We start from the raw sequence: 20,217 nt of genomic DNA, 5'->3' as shown, positions 1-20,217 counted from the left end.
TATTTTTTTGTTAAAACTTTGGCTTTTTGGCAGAATAGTGCAATTAAAGTATCGAAAAAAGCAAATTTTTAGGAGAATCCTGGGGCTTTGATGAATTAGATTTGTCTATATGTTGCATCCTTTGGATGCCAAAGGATTAAAAATTTTTGGTCAAACCTCTAAGCTAGCTACTACATGAAAGACAATAATTTGGTCTTTAAGGCTGTATTATTATCTGTAATTCTTATCGCAATTCCATGGTTCCCCTTCCAGGGTGAAGCCCATTGGTTTTTGGACTTTTTTGGAAAATTCCACCCATTGATCGTGCATTTGCCAATTGGGGCCTTATTGTGTCTTTTTATCCTTGAAATTATTGTTCCCAAATCCCATATGGGTCCTATTCGCGGAGTGGTGCTGAAGTTCATTGTCATAACTGCAATACCTGCCGTGTTGGCTGGAACCTTACTGGCTGGCTCGGGAAGTTATGGTAGTGATGTCTTCACGCTTCACAAATGGTTTGGGGTGGCAACAGCGGTGTTAAGTATTTGGCTGTATGTGCTGCACAAGAGAAATTTACCCAACAAAATAGGCAAGTTTTCCATATACCAATGGTCCCTGTTTGTAAATGTACTGCTGCTTAGTATTGCAGGCCATTATGGAGGTTCCCTGACACATGGCTCAGATTATTTGACCAAAAGTCTTCCCCAAGAAGTACGTACTTTTTTTGGTGATGACCCCTATGCCCTAAAAGGCTTGGTGGCCATGAATAATTCTAAGGTGGACAAAACGCTAAGTTCCTACAATTTTGGACAGGATCTCCGCCCTGTAATTGAAAAGTACTGCGTCCAATGCCATGGCCCTGAAGAACAAAAAGCGGGTTTGCGGTTGGACAGTATCAATCCAGATTTGATTAAAGGACCCGATGCTGCTACATGGCGTGGAATGCTGGATATGATCAATAGCGGTGAAATGCCTCCAGAGGATGAGGAGCAACTTACAGATGAAGAACGTAGGATGTTGGTGGATTGGATTACCGCTTCGGTGCAGAATGCCATCAAAATTAAAAAATCAAGTCAGGCGGCTGTAATACGCAGGTTGACCAAAAAACAATATACCAATTCACTTAACGAGTTATTGAATGTATCGGTGGATTTTGGGGATGTGTTGCCCGATGATGAAAAGTCCGAGATGGGTTTCAGTAATAATGGGCATGAACTGCAAACTTCGCCCCTACATATAGAATACTACAAACAAATTGCCAGGGAAGCCCTGGACAAAGCCATTGTTTCAACTGAAAAGCCAGCCTCTACCTACTATCGGATTAAGTTTGGAAAAGGTATAGGAGAGGAATTGCCAGCGGCAATGATAGGCGGATACCAAAGTGCACCCATCAATTCAGACGATTTTATAGTGGACATCTTGGATGGAAATGGCTTGCCCATTCAACCCAAAGACAGTCTTGAGGAAGCGTACTTTACAGAAGTCAAAAAGAACGTTGGGGTAGGGATGCGAGGCTCCCATGCCGATCGCTACGAAGTAGTGGAAGATGGCGTAATTCTTTATTCTGCCTTACCGCATAAAGAAGTAAGTCCAAAATCATGGCAAGGTCCTTCACCCAATTTGAAGCTTTTGGTCAAGGACTACTTTCCCATGGATGGGGATTTCGAATTCCGGGTAAAAGCCTCCAAGGGATATCAGGAACATGTTAAAAAAGAGGGATTGATCAGTCTCCGCACACCTGTTCCAGCAGAGCCTATGGAGAGTACCATAACCTTGGGTGATCGAGCTTTTAAGGATAAGAGGAATCTAATCAAAAAGGGAAAATATCTGGTCTCAGAAGATTTGACCAATTATAGTTTTGCCAGAACCACCTTTGTTGCTCCAAAGACAGGCTATTACCAAATAGACTTTACCCACCCCTATGCCGCCCAAGATGGAATGCCCTCCATAGGGCTTAGATTGGATCAGTTTCGGTTACAGGAACGACTGCATTTGGTAGAACCCGAAGACGGTGAAATGGACATGGTAACCCCATTGACTTTGGCATACCTCGAGGAAGGAAAACACAACTTGGAGCTAGGGGGACGATTTTTTGTAGGTTTTGGGAAACTAATCATCACCCCATTTCCGGATGACCATCCCGTGGCCCTCCAATTGGATAGTGAAGAAGAAGAAAGTAAGCGGAAATACGATTTGGCGGCACCAATAATGCGGGTGTTTGCAGGAACACGTACCGATGATGGTATTGACTATAAGAACTTTGATGATTTCAGAAACGTAATTAACTCGGACCAACCAAGACAATATATTTTTAAGGGCAGATTGGAAGATCTCCCTATTCCGGTGATTGATACTTTGGAAACCGAAATTTTGGCCAATATCATGGGTATGGGGGTTTGGAACGATTACCTGGTCAAGGACAATCGTGATTCGGGGCCACCGCTTTTAGTTCACGAAATTGAGTTTGAAGCCCCCTACCATCCTGTTTGGCCTCCAAAAAGTCATACGGACATATTTTTTGATTCCCCTGATTTGGCGGATAAGGAGAAGTACACCTCGCAAGTACTTTCCACCTTTATGGAAAAGGCATTCAGGAGACCTTTGGAAAAAGGAGAAGTGGAAACGTATATGGAATTTTGGAGAGCCATCAAGGAAGATTATGATCGCTATGAAGATGGAGTTAAGGAGGTGTTGGTTGCCATACTCTGTTCCCCCAACTTCATCTATTTGGCGGAACCTGAAAAAGGGACTTCTGATGATGAGCGCGAATTCTTCTTGGCTTCCCGCTTGTCCTATTTTCTTTGGGATTCTCCACCAGACCAAGAATTGTTGGCACTGGCAGATAGGGGCAAGCTCCACAAAAAGAAAGAGCTGAAAAAGCAGGTGCAGCGGATGTTGCAGGACGATAAGATTTGGGAAATGGTACGGAATTTTTCCAAAGAATGGCTCCGACTGGATCGCCATGAGACCATGAGCACCAATGTGAACGAATATGAAGCATTTAGCCGATTTGTCAAGCGGGATATGTCTGAGGAAACCTATCATTTTGTACATCATGTGCTCAATTGCAACATGTATATTGGTAACCTGATAGAATCCGACTTTGCCATGTTGAACCAGAATTTGGCCGAATTTTATGGGATAGAAGGCGTAAAGGGAAACCATTTTAGACCGGTCAGTTTACCACCAGATTCCAAAAGGGGCGGTTTGCTTTCCCAAGGTTCTTTTTTAAGTGGCCATTCCGATGGAACCCAAGCGCATCCAATAAAAAGGGCAGTATGGCTTCGTTCCAGAATTTTAGGGGACAGACCGCCGGACCCACCGCCAAATGTACCAGAACTAGATCCGGAAACCCCTGGATTTGAAAAAATGACCCTAAAAGAACAATTGTTCCTGCACAGAAACAAGGTGTCCTGCATGGATTGTCATCAAAAGATCGATCCCTTTGGAATTGTATTCGAAAACTACAATGCCGTAGGACTTTTCCAAACGGTTTCCAACAACGGAAATCCCATAGATGTGAAAACCGAACTACCTGATGGTAAGGTAGTTGATGGAATTGACGAAATAAAAGCGTATATTTTAAATGAGAAAATAGACGACTTTACACGATCCTTGGTCAAACATTTATTCGCCTATGCGGTAGGGCGTGATGTGACCTTTGTGGACGAACCAGAAATTGAATCGATTGTGAGCGCTGTGCGTGAGGACGGATATCGTTTCCAATCGGTATTTGAACATATTATTACAAGTAAATCGTTTATTGGTGATTTTTAAAGACTAGATTATGGCTCGAAAATCTTGGCATTTAGATCGAAGAACATTTCTCAAAGGATTAGGTGTTAGTTGCATGATTCCTTACATGGAAGCCATGGGGATGGGTAGCATGATGAAAACTACCAACACCAGCAGTGAAGCTATGAAGAGGCTTTGCTTTGTGTATTTTCCCAATGGTGTGGGATTGCCCCCAGTGGAGAGTTCCTATCATAAGAAATGGAGCTGGTTTCCTATGGGAGAAGGAAAGGATTATGAGTTTACACAATCCCTCATGCCCTTGGCAGGTCACCGTGAAAACATGTCTATTCTTGGTGGATTGAGCCATCCACGGAGTAGAGCCTTGCTCGGGCATTTGGCCGGAGATACTTGGTTAACAGGGGGTGATGTGCGCGGAAGCGAATACATGAACAGTATTTCTGTGGATCAATTGGTGGCACAGAAATTTAGCAAGCATACGCGATATCCTTATTTGGCCCTTTCCACGGATGGTGGAATTGGTTACAAGTCAAGGGTTTCTACCTTGTCTTTTGATCTGTCGGGAAAACCTATTCCTTCAGAGCATCGTCACCGTGAAATTTTTGAGCGCTATTTTGCCCCTGGGGGTGGTGCAACTACCCAGGCCAGAAGAAAGAGCATTCAACAGGACAAAAAAATCGTTGACTTGATCCTGGAGGACAGCAAACGCTTGCATCGACGTCTTGGAAAGCACGATCAGACCAAAATGGATGAATACATGCATTCCTTGAGCACGGTTGAAGAGCAAGTGAAGCGCAATGAACAGTGGCTGGATATACCTATGAAGGATTTTGATGCCGGTCACATCAACTTTAATGCCGATGTAAAAGTAGATCCCGAAGCTTATATCAAGACCACCTTTGATCTTATGGTCTTGGGCATGGAAGTGGATTTGACCCGGGTAATGACCTATATGATGGCTAGGGAAGATGGCCTTGGATTGGGTGAAAACTTCCCAAAATTGGCTTTGGGCCTTAGCAAAGGACACCATACCATTAGCCACGACCTAACTACGGGACATTGGGAAGAGTGGGGCCGCTATGATCAATGGCTGACCAAACAGTTTGCTTACTTCCTTGACCGAATGAAAAACACCCATGATGAGCATGGTTCCTTATTGGATAATACAATGATTCTTTATGGAAGTGCGTGTAGTACAACCCACAATGCTGTGAATTACCCCTTGGTCTTGGCTGGAGGGGCCAATATGGGCTTAAAGCACGGGTCGTATGAGAAGTTTGGTGAGGAACCCATGTCCAATCTCTTTGTAAGCATGTTAAATACCTTGGGCATCGAATCTGAAAGTTTTTCGGATAGCACGGGAGAACTGCATTCCAATATTTGGTAACCCCAACATTCAATCATTTGTAAGAATTGGTGCAATTCGTGTCAAACAGGAAGCTAACCAGACGGAATACATTACCCCAAAAACTTCGCTTGTAATTCAGGGGTTGGAATCATGCAGGCATCCTTTCGGCCAAACCACCGATAACGATTTTTGGCAATGAGGTTGTATATGGCATCCCGGAAGACCTTCGGAATCCAAGTGAACAGCACTAAGCCTTTCCATAGGCCGCCAAATTCCTGTCCGATGCGCAGGGCTGCCTCCGATTTCACAAAATAGGCAACACCAGGTTCTATTAATATGATAGAATCCACTTTGGATGTATCAATAGCGCGTTCAGCAATAAGTTTTTCTCCAATTTCGCTTTGCAGGGCCGTATAGCGGAACACATCTTTTTTATCTCTTTTGATGATAAATTGGACAGCTCCATTGCAGAGGTTGCAAACCCCATCGAATAGGATTAGTTTTTTATTGTCTTCCACATTGCAAAGATACGGCACAAAAAATCGATGGCTTAAATCACAAAAGTAAGTAGGCATTAATCCCTAGGTAAAGTGGTAACTTGTGAGTTGCTTATTTATTTTCGGCAATGATTTGAATGTCAGATACGGCTCCCACTGTTTTTCTGGACAGTACTGAGTAACGGGGCAAAACCTGGTGGATAATTGCACTGTTTGAGTCAAGAGCCATAAGTGCTACCCAATCTCCAACTGCAGGAAAGTTGGCACGGCTATTTGCGGTGTACCTTAAGTTTCCTGTGATTTCCACTTCAAACCTCCCTTTTTCGGTCTGTACATGATACCTTTCCTTATGTTCCGCAATTACAAGTCCAATGTAGGGGCAACAACCAAAAAAATGTTTGTAAAATGTAAATAGACAACTTTGCTTCAGATGTTGATCTGAAGTTGAAGGGTGATAGCCAATCGAGAGACGGACTATCCTATTTTACAATGTCCAAATATGAAATTTGTACCGTTGTGGACATAAAGTCTAATATGGGACAAAATTGGGAAAAATAATTTTTGACAATTGTGACGTTGATACCCGCAGCACATCCTCACGATTAAAGCAAAACGGTTTCACAATCATTGGCGCAACTTTAGATTTTAATATCAATATCAAATCGGATGCGTTGCCCATTTTCCTTAAAGGTACCGAGGGGAACCAATTGGTCCACCCAATAATACTTCATTTTCAGGGCTATTTTATCTTCAATTTTAGTTCCTAGGGTAAACTCTATGCCTTCCAAATTGGTCAACCGGCCATCTGGTGATCCAAAAGATGAATAATCCCATCGGGCCCAATCGTTTTGGGCCATAAAATCCAAGGCGGAAAAACGTTCCAAATAGGTATAGGTAAGTTTCACCAGCCAATCTCCTTTTTTGGTCAATTGTCCATAATTGGCCGCCAGGGTAACTCCGCTTTTCTGATTCTGAAGATCTTCAGGAATAGAATCATTGGTACTGTAGTCCTCAAGATTAAGATACCAGTCCATTTCCAGCTGCACCAAGGGCGACCTGCTCAACTTGACATATCCGCCGACACTGGCAATGGAATAATCCAAAAAGAAGGTCTCCGCTCCATCCGGTATATCTTGAATGTTCCTAAAAAGATAAAGGGAAGGCCAAACAGCAAATCTGTTGTCAAAGTGTTGAGAAACCAATTGTATGCCCTGAAAATAGCTGTCCTCCACAAAGGAGCCGCCCCTTGTATTTAAAATAAAATGGCCGGCGTTGATGTTTAGGTGATCTACCCAATTCAACTTGGGGTTAAATGTTTTTTGAATATGTAGGCCCTCTGGGTAAACGTTGTCGCTCCAAAATAGTTCGTTCTGTTTTTTGAACGAAAATGTGTTTTTGCCCAGCCACATCTCGAAAGTTCCCAAGTTTAGTTGAAAAAAGGCCTTTTCCAATGCAATGGGCAAGGTGCCAAACTCATTGAACCCATCGCCCAGAGTGAGTTGGGGATCCTGCTGCTTTTTGGGATCACCTGTCCTGATTCTTGTTCCAACCAGAATTTTTGGATTGAGGTGGTAATCCAGTCCCGCACGCAACCTATAACGTAATCTGGAGCGATCCTCTCTATATGAGCCATCCGATTTGCGGGAGTCCCAATCCTGCTCCACCCTAAACCTGAAATCGCCATTAAACCTGAACTTTGATTTTGTGGAATCGCTTTGGGCAATGACCAAAGTTGAAGATATAAGGAGGAAAACGAAAAGATAATTCTTGGGTAACAGTGTTTGGTGTGCTTTGGTCAAAAGGGTAGAGGTTATTCTTTAAGGGTGACAAGATACATCAAAACTTGGCAAAGGAAAGTGTTTTGCTGGAGTATAGTTTGCTTATGGATTGTTATGAACGCTTTCAAATACTATTTTCCAAGAGTTATCAGGCTGTCTGCGCCATGCAATAACATATGTTCCTGCATTTGGGATCGTGTCCCTGGATTCTTTATGAATAAAAATTTCATTAAAATAATTATGGGAGATGACCATGTCTTGTGATGTTATAAAGGATGGATCCCCTCGTTCAAGAAGTTGAACTTCATACCTGTTATAAAGATCTTTCCATAGGGCTTTGGTGGAATCCTTGGATATTTTACGGATGGGGGTATCCGGAAATACATTGGTGAATTCGTTTTCGAAAAAATCGATCCAATCATAATCAAATCGTTCATAAACAGTATAGAAACTGTCCACTTTGGTCTGAATAAGAGCCTCCAGTTCAGCACCGCTATTAATCACGGGTTTTTTGGTATTGTCCTTGCAAGCGGGTAAAAAACAAAAGCAAAATGCCATGCATAAAGCTAATAATATTGACTTTTTTTTCATTTTGAATTTAGTGGTTACATTTAGTTTTTGGTCAACGGTCCTTTTTATACAATTCCAGTGCTCTTTTTAGTTGTAGAGCTCCGTTAGCTGTCATACCCATATCCAGTTCTATTTCTTCCTCAGAACAGAACTCTTGAAATTCGGCAAATTTGCCATAGTTATAACTCACCGTTTCAGAGTGTCCCGGCATGGTATCAATAATGGATTTGAGTATCTTATCATCCTTGACAACATATTTAATTTTAAACGTTCTTGGTTTTCTCTCCAGTATTGAATCCATAAAATGCTGGGTTTTTTCAACCGTGGTAACCGTATCATTGGAACTTTCTAGTGAGAGCAGACGGGACTTGGAATTCATTATTTTTCGCCAGGCCATAAAATCTTTGAGTTGATTTAAATCTTCAATTTCCACCGATCCATCAATAAATACTTCTTGGTAATCCAAATCCAAGAATTGGGATGCCCGTTCAAAATTGTAATCGTTGGATGCCAACAAGTATTCCTTTACCAACTGCGCAGTTTCCGTGGAATAACCGCATGTACCTAAGATTATGAGTAAAATGATACTGTAGCTTTTCATATTGGTATTATTTGCTTAGCTGGTGTTTTAATACATTGAAATTTTTTAGCAGATTGGTCCATTGTACTATCCAATACATCCAATCTATATCATTTTGTTGATTAGGCAATGCGCACGGCTAAACTAAAAGACAGCAAGATACATATACTGAGCAAAGCAAAGTGAAATTGTGAGAGTGGGGGAGAAAAAGGAACAGCTTATGGGCAATGTCTTAAGCTGGCATTTCATTTCTTTAAAACCGCTCCAATTTTTTGTTCATGTTTTCCGTACGCCGATTATTGAAACAATATTAATCACCAATTTCATTTTTAAAAGTAATCCGTCCAACGGGGATTGTTCCAGAACCATGGGGCGCTACGCTCATTCGATAATAAAGGTCTTGTTCATCTAGAATAAGTGCTGCTCTTGGGGTTCCCCCAGCCCGATACGAGAGTGCCACTACGTAGAAAATATGCGCCTCATTGGGATTAATTGTTTTGTGCAACTTGGAAGCCTTATTTAAATTATTATCTAAAAAGGACTTTATTCCAGTTAGGCCATAGTTGAACGATTCTAGTTTATCATACACCAATGTATCCGATGGCAAAAAGAGTTTTAGGTACGAGCCAGGTGGAGTGAAAATTGCCATTGAATCAACAGGAAACTTAATGTTTAGCTCCAGCGGATTGGTAGTTTCGTTGATTATTCGAGTCCAAAACACGCAAAATCCGTAACTTTTTCCAGACACGTCTGAATATTGTGTTCCATCTGGTTTGATCATTCCTCCTTTTGGAAAACCGTTCTGTATGGTTATCCCTTTTCCTGTGGAAGATACATATGTAGTGTCCTTATAGATGTATTCTTTTAAATAATAGGTTGGCGATAGTTGTTTGCCTCCATTTTTTGTTGAGGTTTCTATCTCTGATTCAATGACAGCTTTTCCAGTTTTTGAATTACCTCTTTGTCCACAAGAATAGAGCCCTGTAAGTAGCAAAATGGATATAATTAAACTCTTGCTCATTTGTTTAATCTTTCTTGTAAAGATATGATCAGGTACTTTCTTTGGACTTGAAATAATTGTAAAAAGAGTTGCAAAAAATGTAAATATTATACAGGCTGTTATCGAAGGCCCTTTTTGCTGTGGTATTTAGTATTTGGAATTTGGTGCTTGAGATTTGATATTTGGAATTTGGTGCTTGAGATTTGGGATTTGGTATTTGGGATTTGGTGCTTGAGATTTGGGTGAACTTATAGCGTATTCAAAAAACTGGTCAAATCCGTATCCTTGTCCAATTGCAATTTCTTTTTGAGACGGTACTTGGATTTAAGAATACTGTCTGGAAGCACGTTCAGCGTAGCTGCAATTTCTTTAGTGGTCAGGTTCATCCGCAGAAATGCCGCCAACCGGATTTCTTTTTCGGAGATATCCGGATAGAGCGTTTTCAGTTTTTGGTCAAAGTCGTTATGCACTTCGGAGAAATAAGATTTAAACACTTCCCAATCTTTGTCTGAGGCATTTTGCTTTTTAAGGAGCATTACGATACGTCTAAACTCAACTTTGAATTTTTCAGGGGAGTTCTTAAGGTTTTCCAGGTTCTCTTTCAACTCCTGGATAAATGTGTTTTTTTGAACCAAGTGCAAGGTCTGGCTAGTCAGTTCCTTTTTTTTATGGGCAATTTCTTGTTTGTAGATTTCCTCCTGTTTTTCCCGGGCGATTCTGTTCTTTTTTATTCGTTGGCGATACCCGAAGACCGATAATCCAAACAAGGCTAGGGCAGAGGCCATGCCTCCGGCATAAAGTCCTTTGGTAAGTTTGTCTACTTTGGCTTTCTCATTGAGGGTGTTTATTTCCTCTACCTGCAGGGCGATTTCGGCCTCTTTCTTTTCGGTTTCGTAGATTGTCTCCAATTCTTCAATAGCTCTTGTTTTCTCTATGGAGAACAAACTATCTTTAATCCTTTGTGAAGCGGAATAGTCTTCAAAAGCAGATTTATAGTTACCGGCATTCAAGTGCACTTTGGATCTATAATCCAGTGCATGTTTTAGTTCGTTGGAAATCTTGAGAGAATCTGCCAACTTTACGGACTTGTCCAAATACTCAATGGCTACTTGATTATTGCCCAAAAGTGAATGAGTGAGTCCTATATGGTATAGTTCGAGCACATAATTTATAGAAGACATATCATAGGTGTCAATCTCAGCTCCTCTTTCGAAGTATGATAGGGCTTTTTGATAGTTCCCATTTTCTCTTTGGGCAAATCCGATATTGAAAAGGGCATGGGCGGTAGCCGTCGGAAAATTAAATTCATTACCTATATCATAACTATCGTTAAAATATTCGATCGCCTTGTCATAATCCTTTAGGTAGATATACACATTACCTATATCATTGAGAACATGTGCACTATATAGATTGTCTGATACTTCTTGATAAATCTCATAGGCATTCATAAAATTTACCAATGCCTGGTCGAAATCTTTCTGCTGATAGTTTAGTTTGCCAATATTTCTGTATACATCGCCCCTCCTATATTTTTCTCTATCAATGGTATCTAATACTTCAAGGGCCTTTTTGAACTCATTCATAGCATTTAAGTACTGCCCAAGCTCATAGTAATTATTGCCGTTATTATTAATGGAAACACCATACCTTAGAAAATCTTTATTATCTAGTGAAATCTTTGCTACAGAGTCCATTAATCTTATGGCCTCCCGATAATTACCTTTATCACCAGCGATGATCGATAGGTTCGAAAGTGCACCCGCTACATTAGCTTTGAGGTTATATTGATACGCTAGATCAAGTGTTTTTTGATAGTAGAGGGTTGCCGAATCCATTTTTTTAAGGGTGAAATAGTGCCCCCCTAAACTGAAATTTCCAATAATCATACCTAAAGGATATGAATTTTCCTTTGAAAGTGAGATTATATTCTGGGCATAACGCTTGCTCTTATCGGAATCAAAATAGCTGGCAGTTTCATAAATCTGTTCCAAAACTGAAATTTTGGAAGGTACATCCTTTACATTTGAAAGCACCTTGGTTAAACTATCAATTCTTTCCTGACCTTGAAGCTGGGAAAAAACCAAAATAGGGAAGGTTAGCACTGACAATAAAAGTGAAATGCGTTTTTTCATAGGAGGTTGATTACTTTTCTAAGATACCTATTATATCCCTTGCCTATACATTGGTTTCCATGTAGCAAAAACATCTTGTCCATAAAAAGTCCATGTTTGGAATGTTGGATTTTGAATTATGATTACCTGTAAAGTGTTGATTTTATTGGGATAACAGGAGTTTAATGTCATTTTAAATTTTTGTACTGTCCATGCCCATTTTGATGGAAATCCATGAGGGTTGTCCATACTTTGTCCATGCCCAAAATTAGGCTTGACCTTATTTCACAGATAATTTCGAAGCGTTGAATCCTTAAAACCAAGAAATTATGAAAACAAATCACCCCCTTTTAAATGTTGGAATGTTAATCATCCTTTTTGGCATGTCCCTTTCAGTTTTTATGGCGTGCAGTAAAGACAGTACCGACCCTCCCATTACAGATGATGAAGTAGTCACGGATGACGATGATGTTAATCCCGTTGACATTAATTCAGAGTTGGCAAACCTACAGGCCTTTTCCCAGCCTGTTGAAATTTCTACCCCAGAACTTTTGGATGAAGAAGATCCTACCCGGGATGTGGATTATGAATGTGTCGTAAAACATTATAAGGCAGCTCCGGGCTTTGATGAAATGCTCTCCTTGGACCCTTCTACCGATGTAATTTATCCTGGCGCCATGCTTAAAGGCGAATCCATTCCTACAGGGGAGTACATAGGCATCAATGGCGGTCGTGCCCCCATTACCTTATCCATTTCTTTGGAAAATATCGATGGTTCTGCATCAGTTGAAGTAGAAGAACCAGATTTGGATGGGGTACGGAATGGGGTAAACTCCCTTTTAGCGCAGGGAGTAACTGGAGCCACTCCAGCAGAGTTGAACTTTACCATTGAAGAGGTATATTCCGAAGAACATCTGGACATTGCCTTGGGTGCCAATTATAGAAGCAAAAACAAGGATGTATCCGCTTCATTTGATTTTGCAAGCTCTGAGTATAGGTACAAATATGTGGTCAAGTTCTTTCAGGAGTATTATACCATTGATATGACCCTGCCGCCCAATGATGATCCAGGTTCCCTTTTTACGGAATTGCCCAACTTGAATAGCACAAGTCCAGTTATCGTAACTTCCGCGATGTATGGAAGAATGGTTTTGTATGCAGTGGAATCCAATTACTCCTACTTAGAAGTGAAATCTGCTTTTGCACTTTCTTTTAGTCAAGGGCAATCCAGTGGTGATGGTGGAATTGATGTGGACTATAACGAAATTATCAGCTCATCCAAAGTGGAAGCTTTGGTCATTGGCGGGTCGGCGGAAGATGCAGTGGGCGTGATTACAGGCCCTTCCGGGGTGTACAGTTATATTATTAACGGAGGAAATTACTCCAAAGATTCTCCTGGAAAGCTATTGGCCTACAAATTACGATATATCAAGAAGGATATGCCTGTAGCCAGAGTTGTTTTGGCATCCGAATACCCAGTTCGTAATTGTGAAGAGGCATGGTTTAAGTATGAAGTGAAGATTGAAGAAATTGCACGGGTAGGTGGCTTTGCACAAAAGGAGATTTATGGAGACATCACCGCCGGTGTGCGAAAGAGCGGAAGTAATAGCTATACCGGAAGTTCAGCGTCATGGTCGGAAAGTTGGGGAGATGCCAAGGATGTATCGCCTAGCGACCCTTATACGGTAAATAAATCGGCCACCATTGAATTGTACAGACCCAATTTGGCTGAAGACGAAGTTTATCTCTATGCACACTTAAAGGATATGAACACCATTGGGTTTGATGATTTGGGAGACGATAGTTCGTCTATTGATTTACAGGATATCGGCTTTACCACAGTGAACTTGGGCGCGGAGGAAACGCAGACCAAAAAATCGTACACTCACTATCTCGATTCTTTTGAAGATAGCATGAAAGTAACTTTCACGATTAAGAGAGTAGCATACTAGTTTAATCAATATGCAGCTGGCCGCTCAGGTTGGGTTCAACAACTTGATGCCGGCTGTTTTCATAGGTTAATAAACAATGAGCAATGAACAACGAATAATTGATAATTGTACATTGTTAATTTTTAATTGATTCAACCAACTCCAACTTATCCACGCTGACCTGGGTGGTAAACATGCCATAATTTACTACCGCTTTCCCCTTTTCCAGGGTATCAATGCTCCCAACTGCCTTTCCATCCATCATACGAACACGGTCACCAATTTTAAAAACGGGTCTTGGTTTGTTCTTTTCCTTTTGTATGGCCTTTTTCTTCTCTACTTTTTTTTCTTGTCTTACTTGGACAATTTTCTTTTCCAACTCTTGGGCGACCTGTTTCTTTTCCGCTTGTTTGGCCTTGGCCTGCTTGGCGGTAATCTTTTTCCGTTTGCTGTTCTCGGTTTCCACAATGCGAAGCAATTCGGAAATGAGCGGCCTCTTTTTGTTGTCTATAAAATAGCGTTCGGCAGCGGTGTTCACCTTATCACCCAATTGGATCATCCGTTGGTTATGGTCATACAACTCCTGATAGTTTTCCAATTTGGATTTGATCTTTGCATTCAGTTTTTCTAAGCGTTCGGCCTCATCCCTCGCTTTGGATTCCTCTTCTTGGAGTCTGGAGCCGGTTTGTGCCATTTTACTGCGCTCCTTCTGAAGCTTGGCAATAGTGGCATCAAAACGGACCTTGCCACGTTCAATCTTCTTTTTGGCCTTGTTGATCAAACTATAGGGAATCCCATTTTTTTGGGCCACCTCAAAGGTGAAAGAACTTCCGGCTTCGCCCAAGATCAATTGAAAGGTCGGTTCCAGGGTTTTTGAATTGAACAACATATTGGCGTTTGTGGCATGGGGCAATTCATTGGCCAACGCCTTTAGGTTCGCGTAGTGCGTAGTGATAACGCCATAGGCCTCACGTTCGTAAAATACCTCAAGGAATGCTTCTGCAAGGGCACCTCCCAACTCTGGGTCACTTCCCGTCCCAAACTCATCAATCAGGAACAAAGTTTTGGCATTGCACTTTTTCAAAAACTGATTCATGTTCTTGAGTCTGTAGCTATAGGTGCTCAGATGGTTTTCTATGGATTGGTTGTCGCCTATATCCGTCAATATTTTGTCAAACAGGCACACCGAACTTCTTTCATGCACGGGGATTAGCAACCCAGATTGAAACATTACTTGAAGCAGGCCAATAGTCTTTAGGGTGATGCTTTTACCACCTGCATTGGGTCCGGAAATTACAATGATTCGGTTTTCATGATGTAGCTGAATGGTTTGCGGCCAGGTTTTTTCATTCTTCAGCTTATTGGTCATGTACAAAAGTGGATGGTAGGCTTCCCTGAGATATAGTTCCTTCTGATCATTTATCTCCGGGAGCAGTGCGTCCATTTCCGCTGCATACTTGGCCTTGGCAGCTGTTACATCAATATGGGTTAAATATATTTGATAAGCTCGCAAAAGCTCTTGGAAAGGCCTTATGTCTGTGGTAAGTTGGTTTAGGATACGCTGTATTTCTTCCTTTTCCTCAAATTCCAGATTGCTAAGTTCCCGTGTATGGCCCAAAGTAGTTTCAGGAACAATATAGACAATGCTTCCCGTTTTGGAAGTGCCCATGACCGTTCCTTTTACTTTTTTCCGATGCATGGCCTTTACGGCCAATACCCTTCGGTTTTCCACAACAGATTCCCTGATTTCATCCAGGTAGTCTTGTCCTTGGTATCGGCCTAAAGCAGCTGCAAAACTTTGATTGATTTTAGCCCGGACTTCGTTGATTTGGATTCGGAGATGTCTTAATTCATCCGAGGCATTATCCCTTATTTCCCCAAACTTATCGATTACCGCATCTATAGATGCTGGAATTTGGGAATTGCCTTCCAATTGGCTGGAGTACTCAAAGAGCAAAGGATAATATTCCTTGAATTTTTTTAGAAACTTTTGATGGAGTTCCACCGTCTTACAAATGGAAGCGATTCGCCTAAAGCCTGAAATTTCCAAAGTGGTGTTCTCAATGCCCAGCAGCTTAAGCTCCCCATTGATATGGTCAAACCCGTGGTTGGGAATCCGGTTATCATTGGAGAAAGAAGCGAGATATTCCGACGTTTGCCCCAAAATGTTCCTTAGGAATGCGGTGTCCGTTACTGGACGAATCTCCATAGCTTCCAACTTGCCCAATTCCGTATTGCACCGTCCTGCAATATGCTCCAGTACAGTGGGAAACTCTAAATCTTGAAGTGTCTTGGGGTGTATTTTTTGCATGTTCAATTACTCGCGGGGCAAAGATAGCCATTCATACCTCCAATCAAAGGGAATCCCTGGAACATCTGAGTCATTGCTTTATTGGATATTACCCCCAACGGAAAGACCACTAGGCACCGCGTCAGGAATGGACTTGTCAAAATCTGGATCGTTAAGCGTGTTTAAAAAGGAGATGATTTGGCTCATTTCCTTCACGGAAAGTTTAAGTTCGGCAACCAGGGGATCAAACTTGGTCTTTGGCACATTCTTATTCCGGACTTTTCCATGGGCAATGTCCTCATAAAACTCCAAAACCCGCCTTAGATCCATAAAGCTCCCATTGTGCATATACGGAGCTGTAAACCGAAGGTTTCGCAGTGAAGGGGTTCTAAAGGCAAAGCTATCCATGGTTTGCTTATCGGCCCGTCCCAGATCTGGAAGGGGTAATTTTTTGTTTTCCGGAACCCCGAGGACATGAAATTTATAGTCCGAAAACATGGGGCCGTTATGGCAATTGGCACAGCCCACTTTTTTAAATTGTTCAAAGCCATCTTTTTCAAATAAGGAAATGGCAGATTGGTCCCCATTCATATACTGGTCAAAACGGGAATTGTTGGTGACCAGGGTGCGCTCAAAGGCAGCAATGGCCTTGCCCAGGTTGGAAACTGAAACGGGATTGTCCCCGCCAAACGCCTTTTTAAAAAGTTCCTGATATTCTGGAATACCTTGTAACCGGCCCACCACCACCTGCAGTATTTCTTCCTCGTTATAGTGCGTGCCACGCATTTCCTCCAATGCTTTAATGGGTTCCAAAGCCTGTTTTTCCAAACTTTGAACCCTATCGTCCCAAAACATGGGTGCATTTTTAACTTGAACGGCTTGGGGGCCATGCATGCCATTAAAAGCTGTGTTGAGTATGGTTTGGGCATTGCGTTTGACAAAGGGTATGGAATTGGGCTCCATGAACTTTCGCCTACTTCCCAAACCTTGGGCGTTGGGGCCAATGGAGATATCCAAGAATTCGGCATAGCCCATATCCGGATGATGGCAGGTGGCGCAACTTACATCTTTGTCTCCGGACAAAATGGGATCATAAAATAAGAGCTTACCTAGAATTTCTTTGTCCTCGCTCGAGGGATTATCCTCTGGAGTCGGAACTTCTTGGGGAAGGGCTGCAAAGGGGGGGACATCAACTATGGGTTTTACGGTCTCTGGCTCTTTAGCTTTGGGACCACCACAACCTATGGGAATGCATACAAAGGCGGTCAAAAACAATCCTAGAAGGGTTAAACCAATCTTCGAAGCGGTATTTTCACCCATAAACCCGTATTACTTTTCCATTTCCTTTGCCCTTGATGCTTTTGATGTAAGCATTCACAGCCTTTTCCATGGATATTGGAGTATGTCCTGGAAAATAATCCTTGTACTTTTCATAGGCGTCTATGACCAGTCCGAGGGATACCACATTAAGCCGAACCCCATTTTGGAGCTCCAAGGCTGCCGCTTGTACAAAGCTGTGGATTGCCCCATTGACCATGGCCGCACTAGCTGTTTTAACCACTGGGTCATCGGCTAAAATACCTGTGGATAGGGTAATAGATCCCCCGGGATTGAGATAGTGTTGTCCAATTCTGGTCAAATTGACCTGCCCCATAAGCTTGCTTCGTATCCCAATATAATAGTCTTCCTCGGATAGAGATTCAAAGTCGTCCCATTTGGCTTCCCCGGCTATACACACAATCGCATCCAGCTTTCCAATTGTTTGGAACATACTCTCAATGGAGGCACTTTGGGAAATATCCACAGTAATATCGCCAGTGTTTCTACCCGCCACAAGGACCTCGTCCCCATTGGACAAATACGATACTACTTTGTTTCCAATGGTTCCTTGCCCACCTATGATCAAGATTTTCATACCAATAGCATTTGTTTATTCGAAGGTAATAAAGAACTTCCTAAAGCCAACTATCCCAGAAGTAAGCTATAGCTGTATTTCGTTGGCTTTGTTTTGACCTAAAGGTCAAAACCGAAATTCTGTTATTTAGATCCCGAAACAAGTTCGGGATGACACTTAATAGGAAACCCCAATGCTTTGCATTGGGGAATTCTTTTCGATTAAAAATAGACGCCAATTGTGAGCATGACCATGGATAAGATGGCCAACAGTAATACCAGGGGTAGCGCAAATTTTAACCACTTGTCATACCCTACATTGACCAAGGCCAAAGACGCCAGGATTATGCCTGTTGGATTGATGATTTTGAATAAACCCACCCCATATTGATAGGCACTTACCATGAGTTCCCGCCCAATTCCCACACTATCGGCCAAAGGAGCCATAATGGGCATGGTCAAAACTGCCATTCCAGACGATGATGGGATAAAGAAGGTAAGCCCTGTGTACATTAAAAAGGCTACATTGATAAACAATCCCTGAGGCATGGTTGAGGTGAATTGGCTAGCATAAAACAAAAGCGTATCACTAATTTGTCCATCTTCCATCAACACGGTAATTCCCCGTGCAATGCCAATAATAAAGGCAACACTCAACAGATCTTTGGCACCGTTCATAAATTCTGTGACAAACCGTTTTTCATTCAACCTGGCGATTACGCCAATTAGTAAGGCTGCCGCCAAAAAGACTGACGTCATTTCCAAAAACCACCATCCCAGTTGGGACACCCCATAGACCATCACAAAAAAGCAACTGGCAAAAATGAGAAGCACCAGTTTTAATTTAAGTGTAAGCGGGGTAATCACATCCATATTGATGCTGGGATAAATTTGTTCTATTTCTTCTTGTTGATCAAAAATTAGGGATCGGGTAGGATCTTTTTTTACACGTTGAGCATAACGAGTGATATAAAGAATACAAAGCACCAGACCAAGGATCAGCATGATCAATCTATCCGTAAGACCTTCGGTCCAATTGATACCAGCAGCATCCGAGGCAATAATGGTGCTAAAGGGGTTCACGGTGGAAGCCAATGTTCCAATGGAAGAACCTATATAAATGGAGGCTATGCAGACCAGGGCATCATATCGGGCTGCCAAAAAAATGGGAATTAAAATAGGGTAGAAGGCTATGGTTTCTTCTTCCAGACCGAAAGTGGTTCCGCCCAAAGCAACCAACAAAGTGACCATGATAATAAGGATAAATTCCCTTCCCTTCAATTTATGGGCCAGCCACGCTATTCCTGATTCAAAGGCCCTTGTGGCATTGACTATGCTAATTAAACCTCCAATGATTAGAACCAACAAAATAATCTCAATGGATTCGGAAATGCCTCTTAGCGGTGCTTTAATTAAATTAACCAAACCCTGTGGTTGGCCTTTTAGCTTTTTAAAGGTACCCGGAATACTAATGGGTTTTGAAATGGCACCTTCCCTGAACTTTTCAATGGGAATTTTAACGGTTAGTTCGTCCAAAGTTTCCTGGGTAGCAGGTAGGGTGGTTTGACTTTCTTCAGTAGTTCTTAGGAAGGTATCAGTATCCGCTGAGTAGGTGAGACGATCGTATTGGCCTGCAGGAACCAACCAGGTCAGGAGGGCAACAAAGGCTGCAATTATGAGCAAAACGGTATGTGCGGTAGGGAATTTCCTTTTTTTGGTTTGGCCCATAAGTCTGAATAATTAATTAGTAGGGTAGAAAGATATTATTTTTAGTTTTATCCTCGGAAATGCAAAAATTAAATGGAGGTAAATATTGAACCAAGCTGGAAGAAGCAATTGCAATCTGAATTTGACCAGGACTATTTTGATCAACTGGTTCAATTTGTGAAAGCAGAATATCAACAGTATACCTGCTATCCCAAGGGCAAAGACATATTTGCCGCTTTTGACCATTGCCCATTTTACGAAACCAAGGTTGTGGTTATTGGTCAGGACCCTTACCATGGTCCCAATCAAGCCAACGGCCTCTGTTTTTCCGTTAAGGACGGCATTCCCCACCCACCATCCTTGGTTAATATCTTTAAAGAAATAAAAACCGATGTTGAAAAGCCCTACCCGCAAAGCGGTAATTTGGAGCGTTGGGCGAAACAGGGGGTACTACTGCTGAATGCCACCCTGACTGTTCGGGCCCATCAGGCAGGAAGCCATCAAAATAAAGGGTGGGAAAAATTCACCGATGCCGTGATCAAAACCCTTTCCTCCCAAATGGAAGGGATTGTATTTTTGCTTTGGGGAGGCTTTGCCAAAAAGAAAATTTCCCTCATCGATAAGACCAAACACCATATACTTACCTCTGGACACCCATCCCCATTAAGTGCAAATCGAGGACTGTGGTTTGGTAACCAGCACTTTAGCCGTACCAATAAATTACTGGCCCAAATGGGAAAAACGTTAATAAGTTGGTGAATTACTTCTTGAAAGTGC

14 protein-coding genes are annotated in these 20,217 nt (G+C 42.0%); 4 read left to right on the top strand and 10 right to left on the bottom strand.

From position 1 onward, the window contains the following. Positions 1 to 174 precede the first annotated feature (174 nt). Positions 175 to 3,756, top strand: coding sequence for a DUF1592 domain-containing protein (locus ACO6S0_RS08970; protein WP_422351649.1), 3,582 nt, complete (start codon positions 175 to 177; stop codon positions 3,754 to 3,756). Between the two features lie 73 nt (positions 3,757 to 3,829). Then, entirely contained in the window at positions 3,830 to 5,119 is a 1,290-nt protein-coding gene (locus tag ACO6S0_RS08965) for a DUF1552 domain-containing protein (protein ID WP_422351648.1), read from the top strand. 71 nt (positions 5,120 to 5,190) lie between these two features. On the opposite strand, the gene ACO6S0_RS08960 is transcribed toward ACO6S0_RS08965, so the two are convergent. The 6 genes from ACO6S0_RS08960 to ACO6S0_RS08935 all read right to left on the bottom strand — a co-directional run bounded on the left by ACO6S0_RS08960 (position 5,191) and on the right by ACO6S0_RS08935 (position 11,640). Next, positions 5,191 to 5,655: a thiol-disulfide oxidoreductase DCC family protein gene (locus tag ACO6S0_RS08960; protein WP_422351647.1), complete on the bottom strand. Its 465-nt coding sequence runs from the start codon at positions 5,653 to 5,655 to the stop codon at positions 5,191 to 5,193. A 560-nt stretch (positions 5,656 to 6,215) separates the two neighbouring features. After that, positions 6,216 to 7,376 carry a putative porin gene (locus ACO6S0_RS08955; protein WP_422351646.1) on the bottom strand — a complete coding sequence of 387 codons (1,161 nt, stop codon included), beginning with the start codon at positions 7,374 to 7,376 and terminating at the stop codon, positions 6,216 to 6,218. Between the two features lie 81 nt (positions 7,377 to 7,457). Continuing rightward, a complete protein-coding gene (locus tag ACO6S0_RS08950; RefSeq protein WP_422351645.1) occupies positions 7,458 to 7,913 on the bottom strand; it encodes a YybH family protein in 456 nt (151 codons plus the stop codon). A gap of 64 nt (positions 7,914 to 7,977) precedes the next feature. Beyond that, a complete protein-coding gene (locus tag ACO6S0_RS08945; RefSeq protein ID WP_422351644.1) occupies positions 7,978 to 8,526 on the bottom strand; it encodes a hypothetical protein in 549 nt (182 codons plus the stop codon). Between the two features lie 289 nt (positions 8,527 to 8,815). Then, positions 8,816 to 9,526, bottom strand: a complete 711-nt coding sequence (locus ACO6S0_RS08940) for a hypothetical protein (RefSeq protein WP_422351643.1) — start codon at positions 9,524 to 9,526, stop codon at positions 8,816 to 8,818. Between the two features lie 227 nt (positions 9,527 to 9,753). Then, positions 9,754 to 11,640, bottom strand: a complete 1,887-nt coding sequence (locus ACO6S0_RS08935; protein ID WP_422351642.1) for a tetratricopeptide repeat protein — start codon at positions 11,638 to 11,640, stop codon at positions 9,754 to 9,756. Positions 11,641 to 11,948: 308 nt separating this feature from the next. On the opposite strand from ACO6S0_RS08935, the gene ACO6S0_RS08930 reads away from it, so the two are divergent. Further along, positions 11,949 to 13,571: a thiol-activated cytolysin family protein gene (locus ACO6S0_RS08930; RefSeq protein ID WP_422351641.1), complete on the top strand. Its 1,623-nt coding sequence runs from the start codon at positions 11,949 to 11,951 to the stop codon at positions 13,569 to 13,571. A gap of 115 nt (positions 13,572 to 13,686) precedes the next feature. Here ACO6S0_RS08930 and ACO6S0_RS08925 read toward each other — a convergent pair whose 3' ends face one another. From ACO6S0_RS08925 to ACO6S0_RS08910, 4 genes are all read right to left on the bottom strand, one after another. Continuing rightward, a complete protein-coding gene (locus ACO6S0_RS08925) occupies positions 13,687 to 15,861 on the bottom strand; it encodes an endonuclease MutS2 (protein ID WP_422351640.1) in 2,175 nt (724 codons plus the stop codon). A gap of 78 nt (positions 15,862 to 15,939) precedes the next feature. Next, entirely contained in the window at positions 15,940 to 17,160 is a 1,221-nt protein-coding gene (locus tag ACO6S0_RS08920; RefSeq protein ID WP_422351639.1) for a cytochrome-c peroxidase, read from the bottom strand. After that, positions 17,153 to 17,755, bottom strand: coding sequence for a short chain dehydrogenase (locus tag ACO6S0_RS08915; protein WP_422351638.1), 603 nt, complete (start codon positions 17,753 to 17,755; stop codon positions 17,153 to 17,155). The genes ACO6S0_RS08920 and ACO6S0_RS08915 overlap by 8 nt, the downstream gene beginning before the upstream one ends. Positions 17,756 to 17,955: 200 nt before the next feature. Further along, the gene (locus ACO6S0_RS08910; RefSeq protein WP_422351637.1) at positions 17,956 to 19,461 is read right to left on the bottom strand and encodes a YfcC family protein; all 1,506 of its coding nucleotides are present in this window, start codon (positions 19,459 to 19,461) and stop codon (positions 17,956 to 17,958) included. Positions 19,462 to 19,533: 72 nt separating this feature from the next. On the opposite strand from ACO6S0_RS08910, the gene ACO6S0_RS08905 reads away from it, so the two are divergent. Further along, positions 19,534 to 20,199 carry a uracil-DNA glycosylase gene (locus ACO6S0_RS08905; protein ID WP_422351636.1) on the top strand — a complete coding sequence of 222 codons (666 nt, stop codon included), beginning with the start codon at positions 19,534 to 19,536 and terminating at the stop codon, positions 20,197 to 20,199. Positions 20,200 to 20,217 lie beyond the last annotated feature (18 nt).

The organism is Flagellimonas sp. (genome assembly GCF_965233845.1).
GTDB lineage: Bacteria > Bacteroidota > Bacteroidia > Flavobacteriales > Flavobacteriaceae > Flagellimonas.
This window is presented reverse-complemented; position numbering and strand designations above follow the sequence as displayed.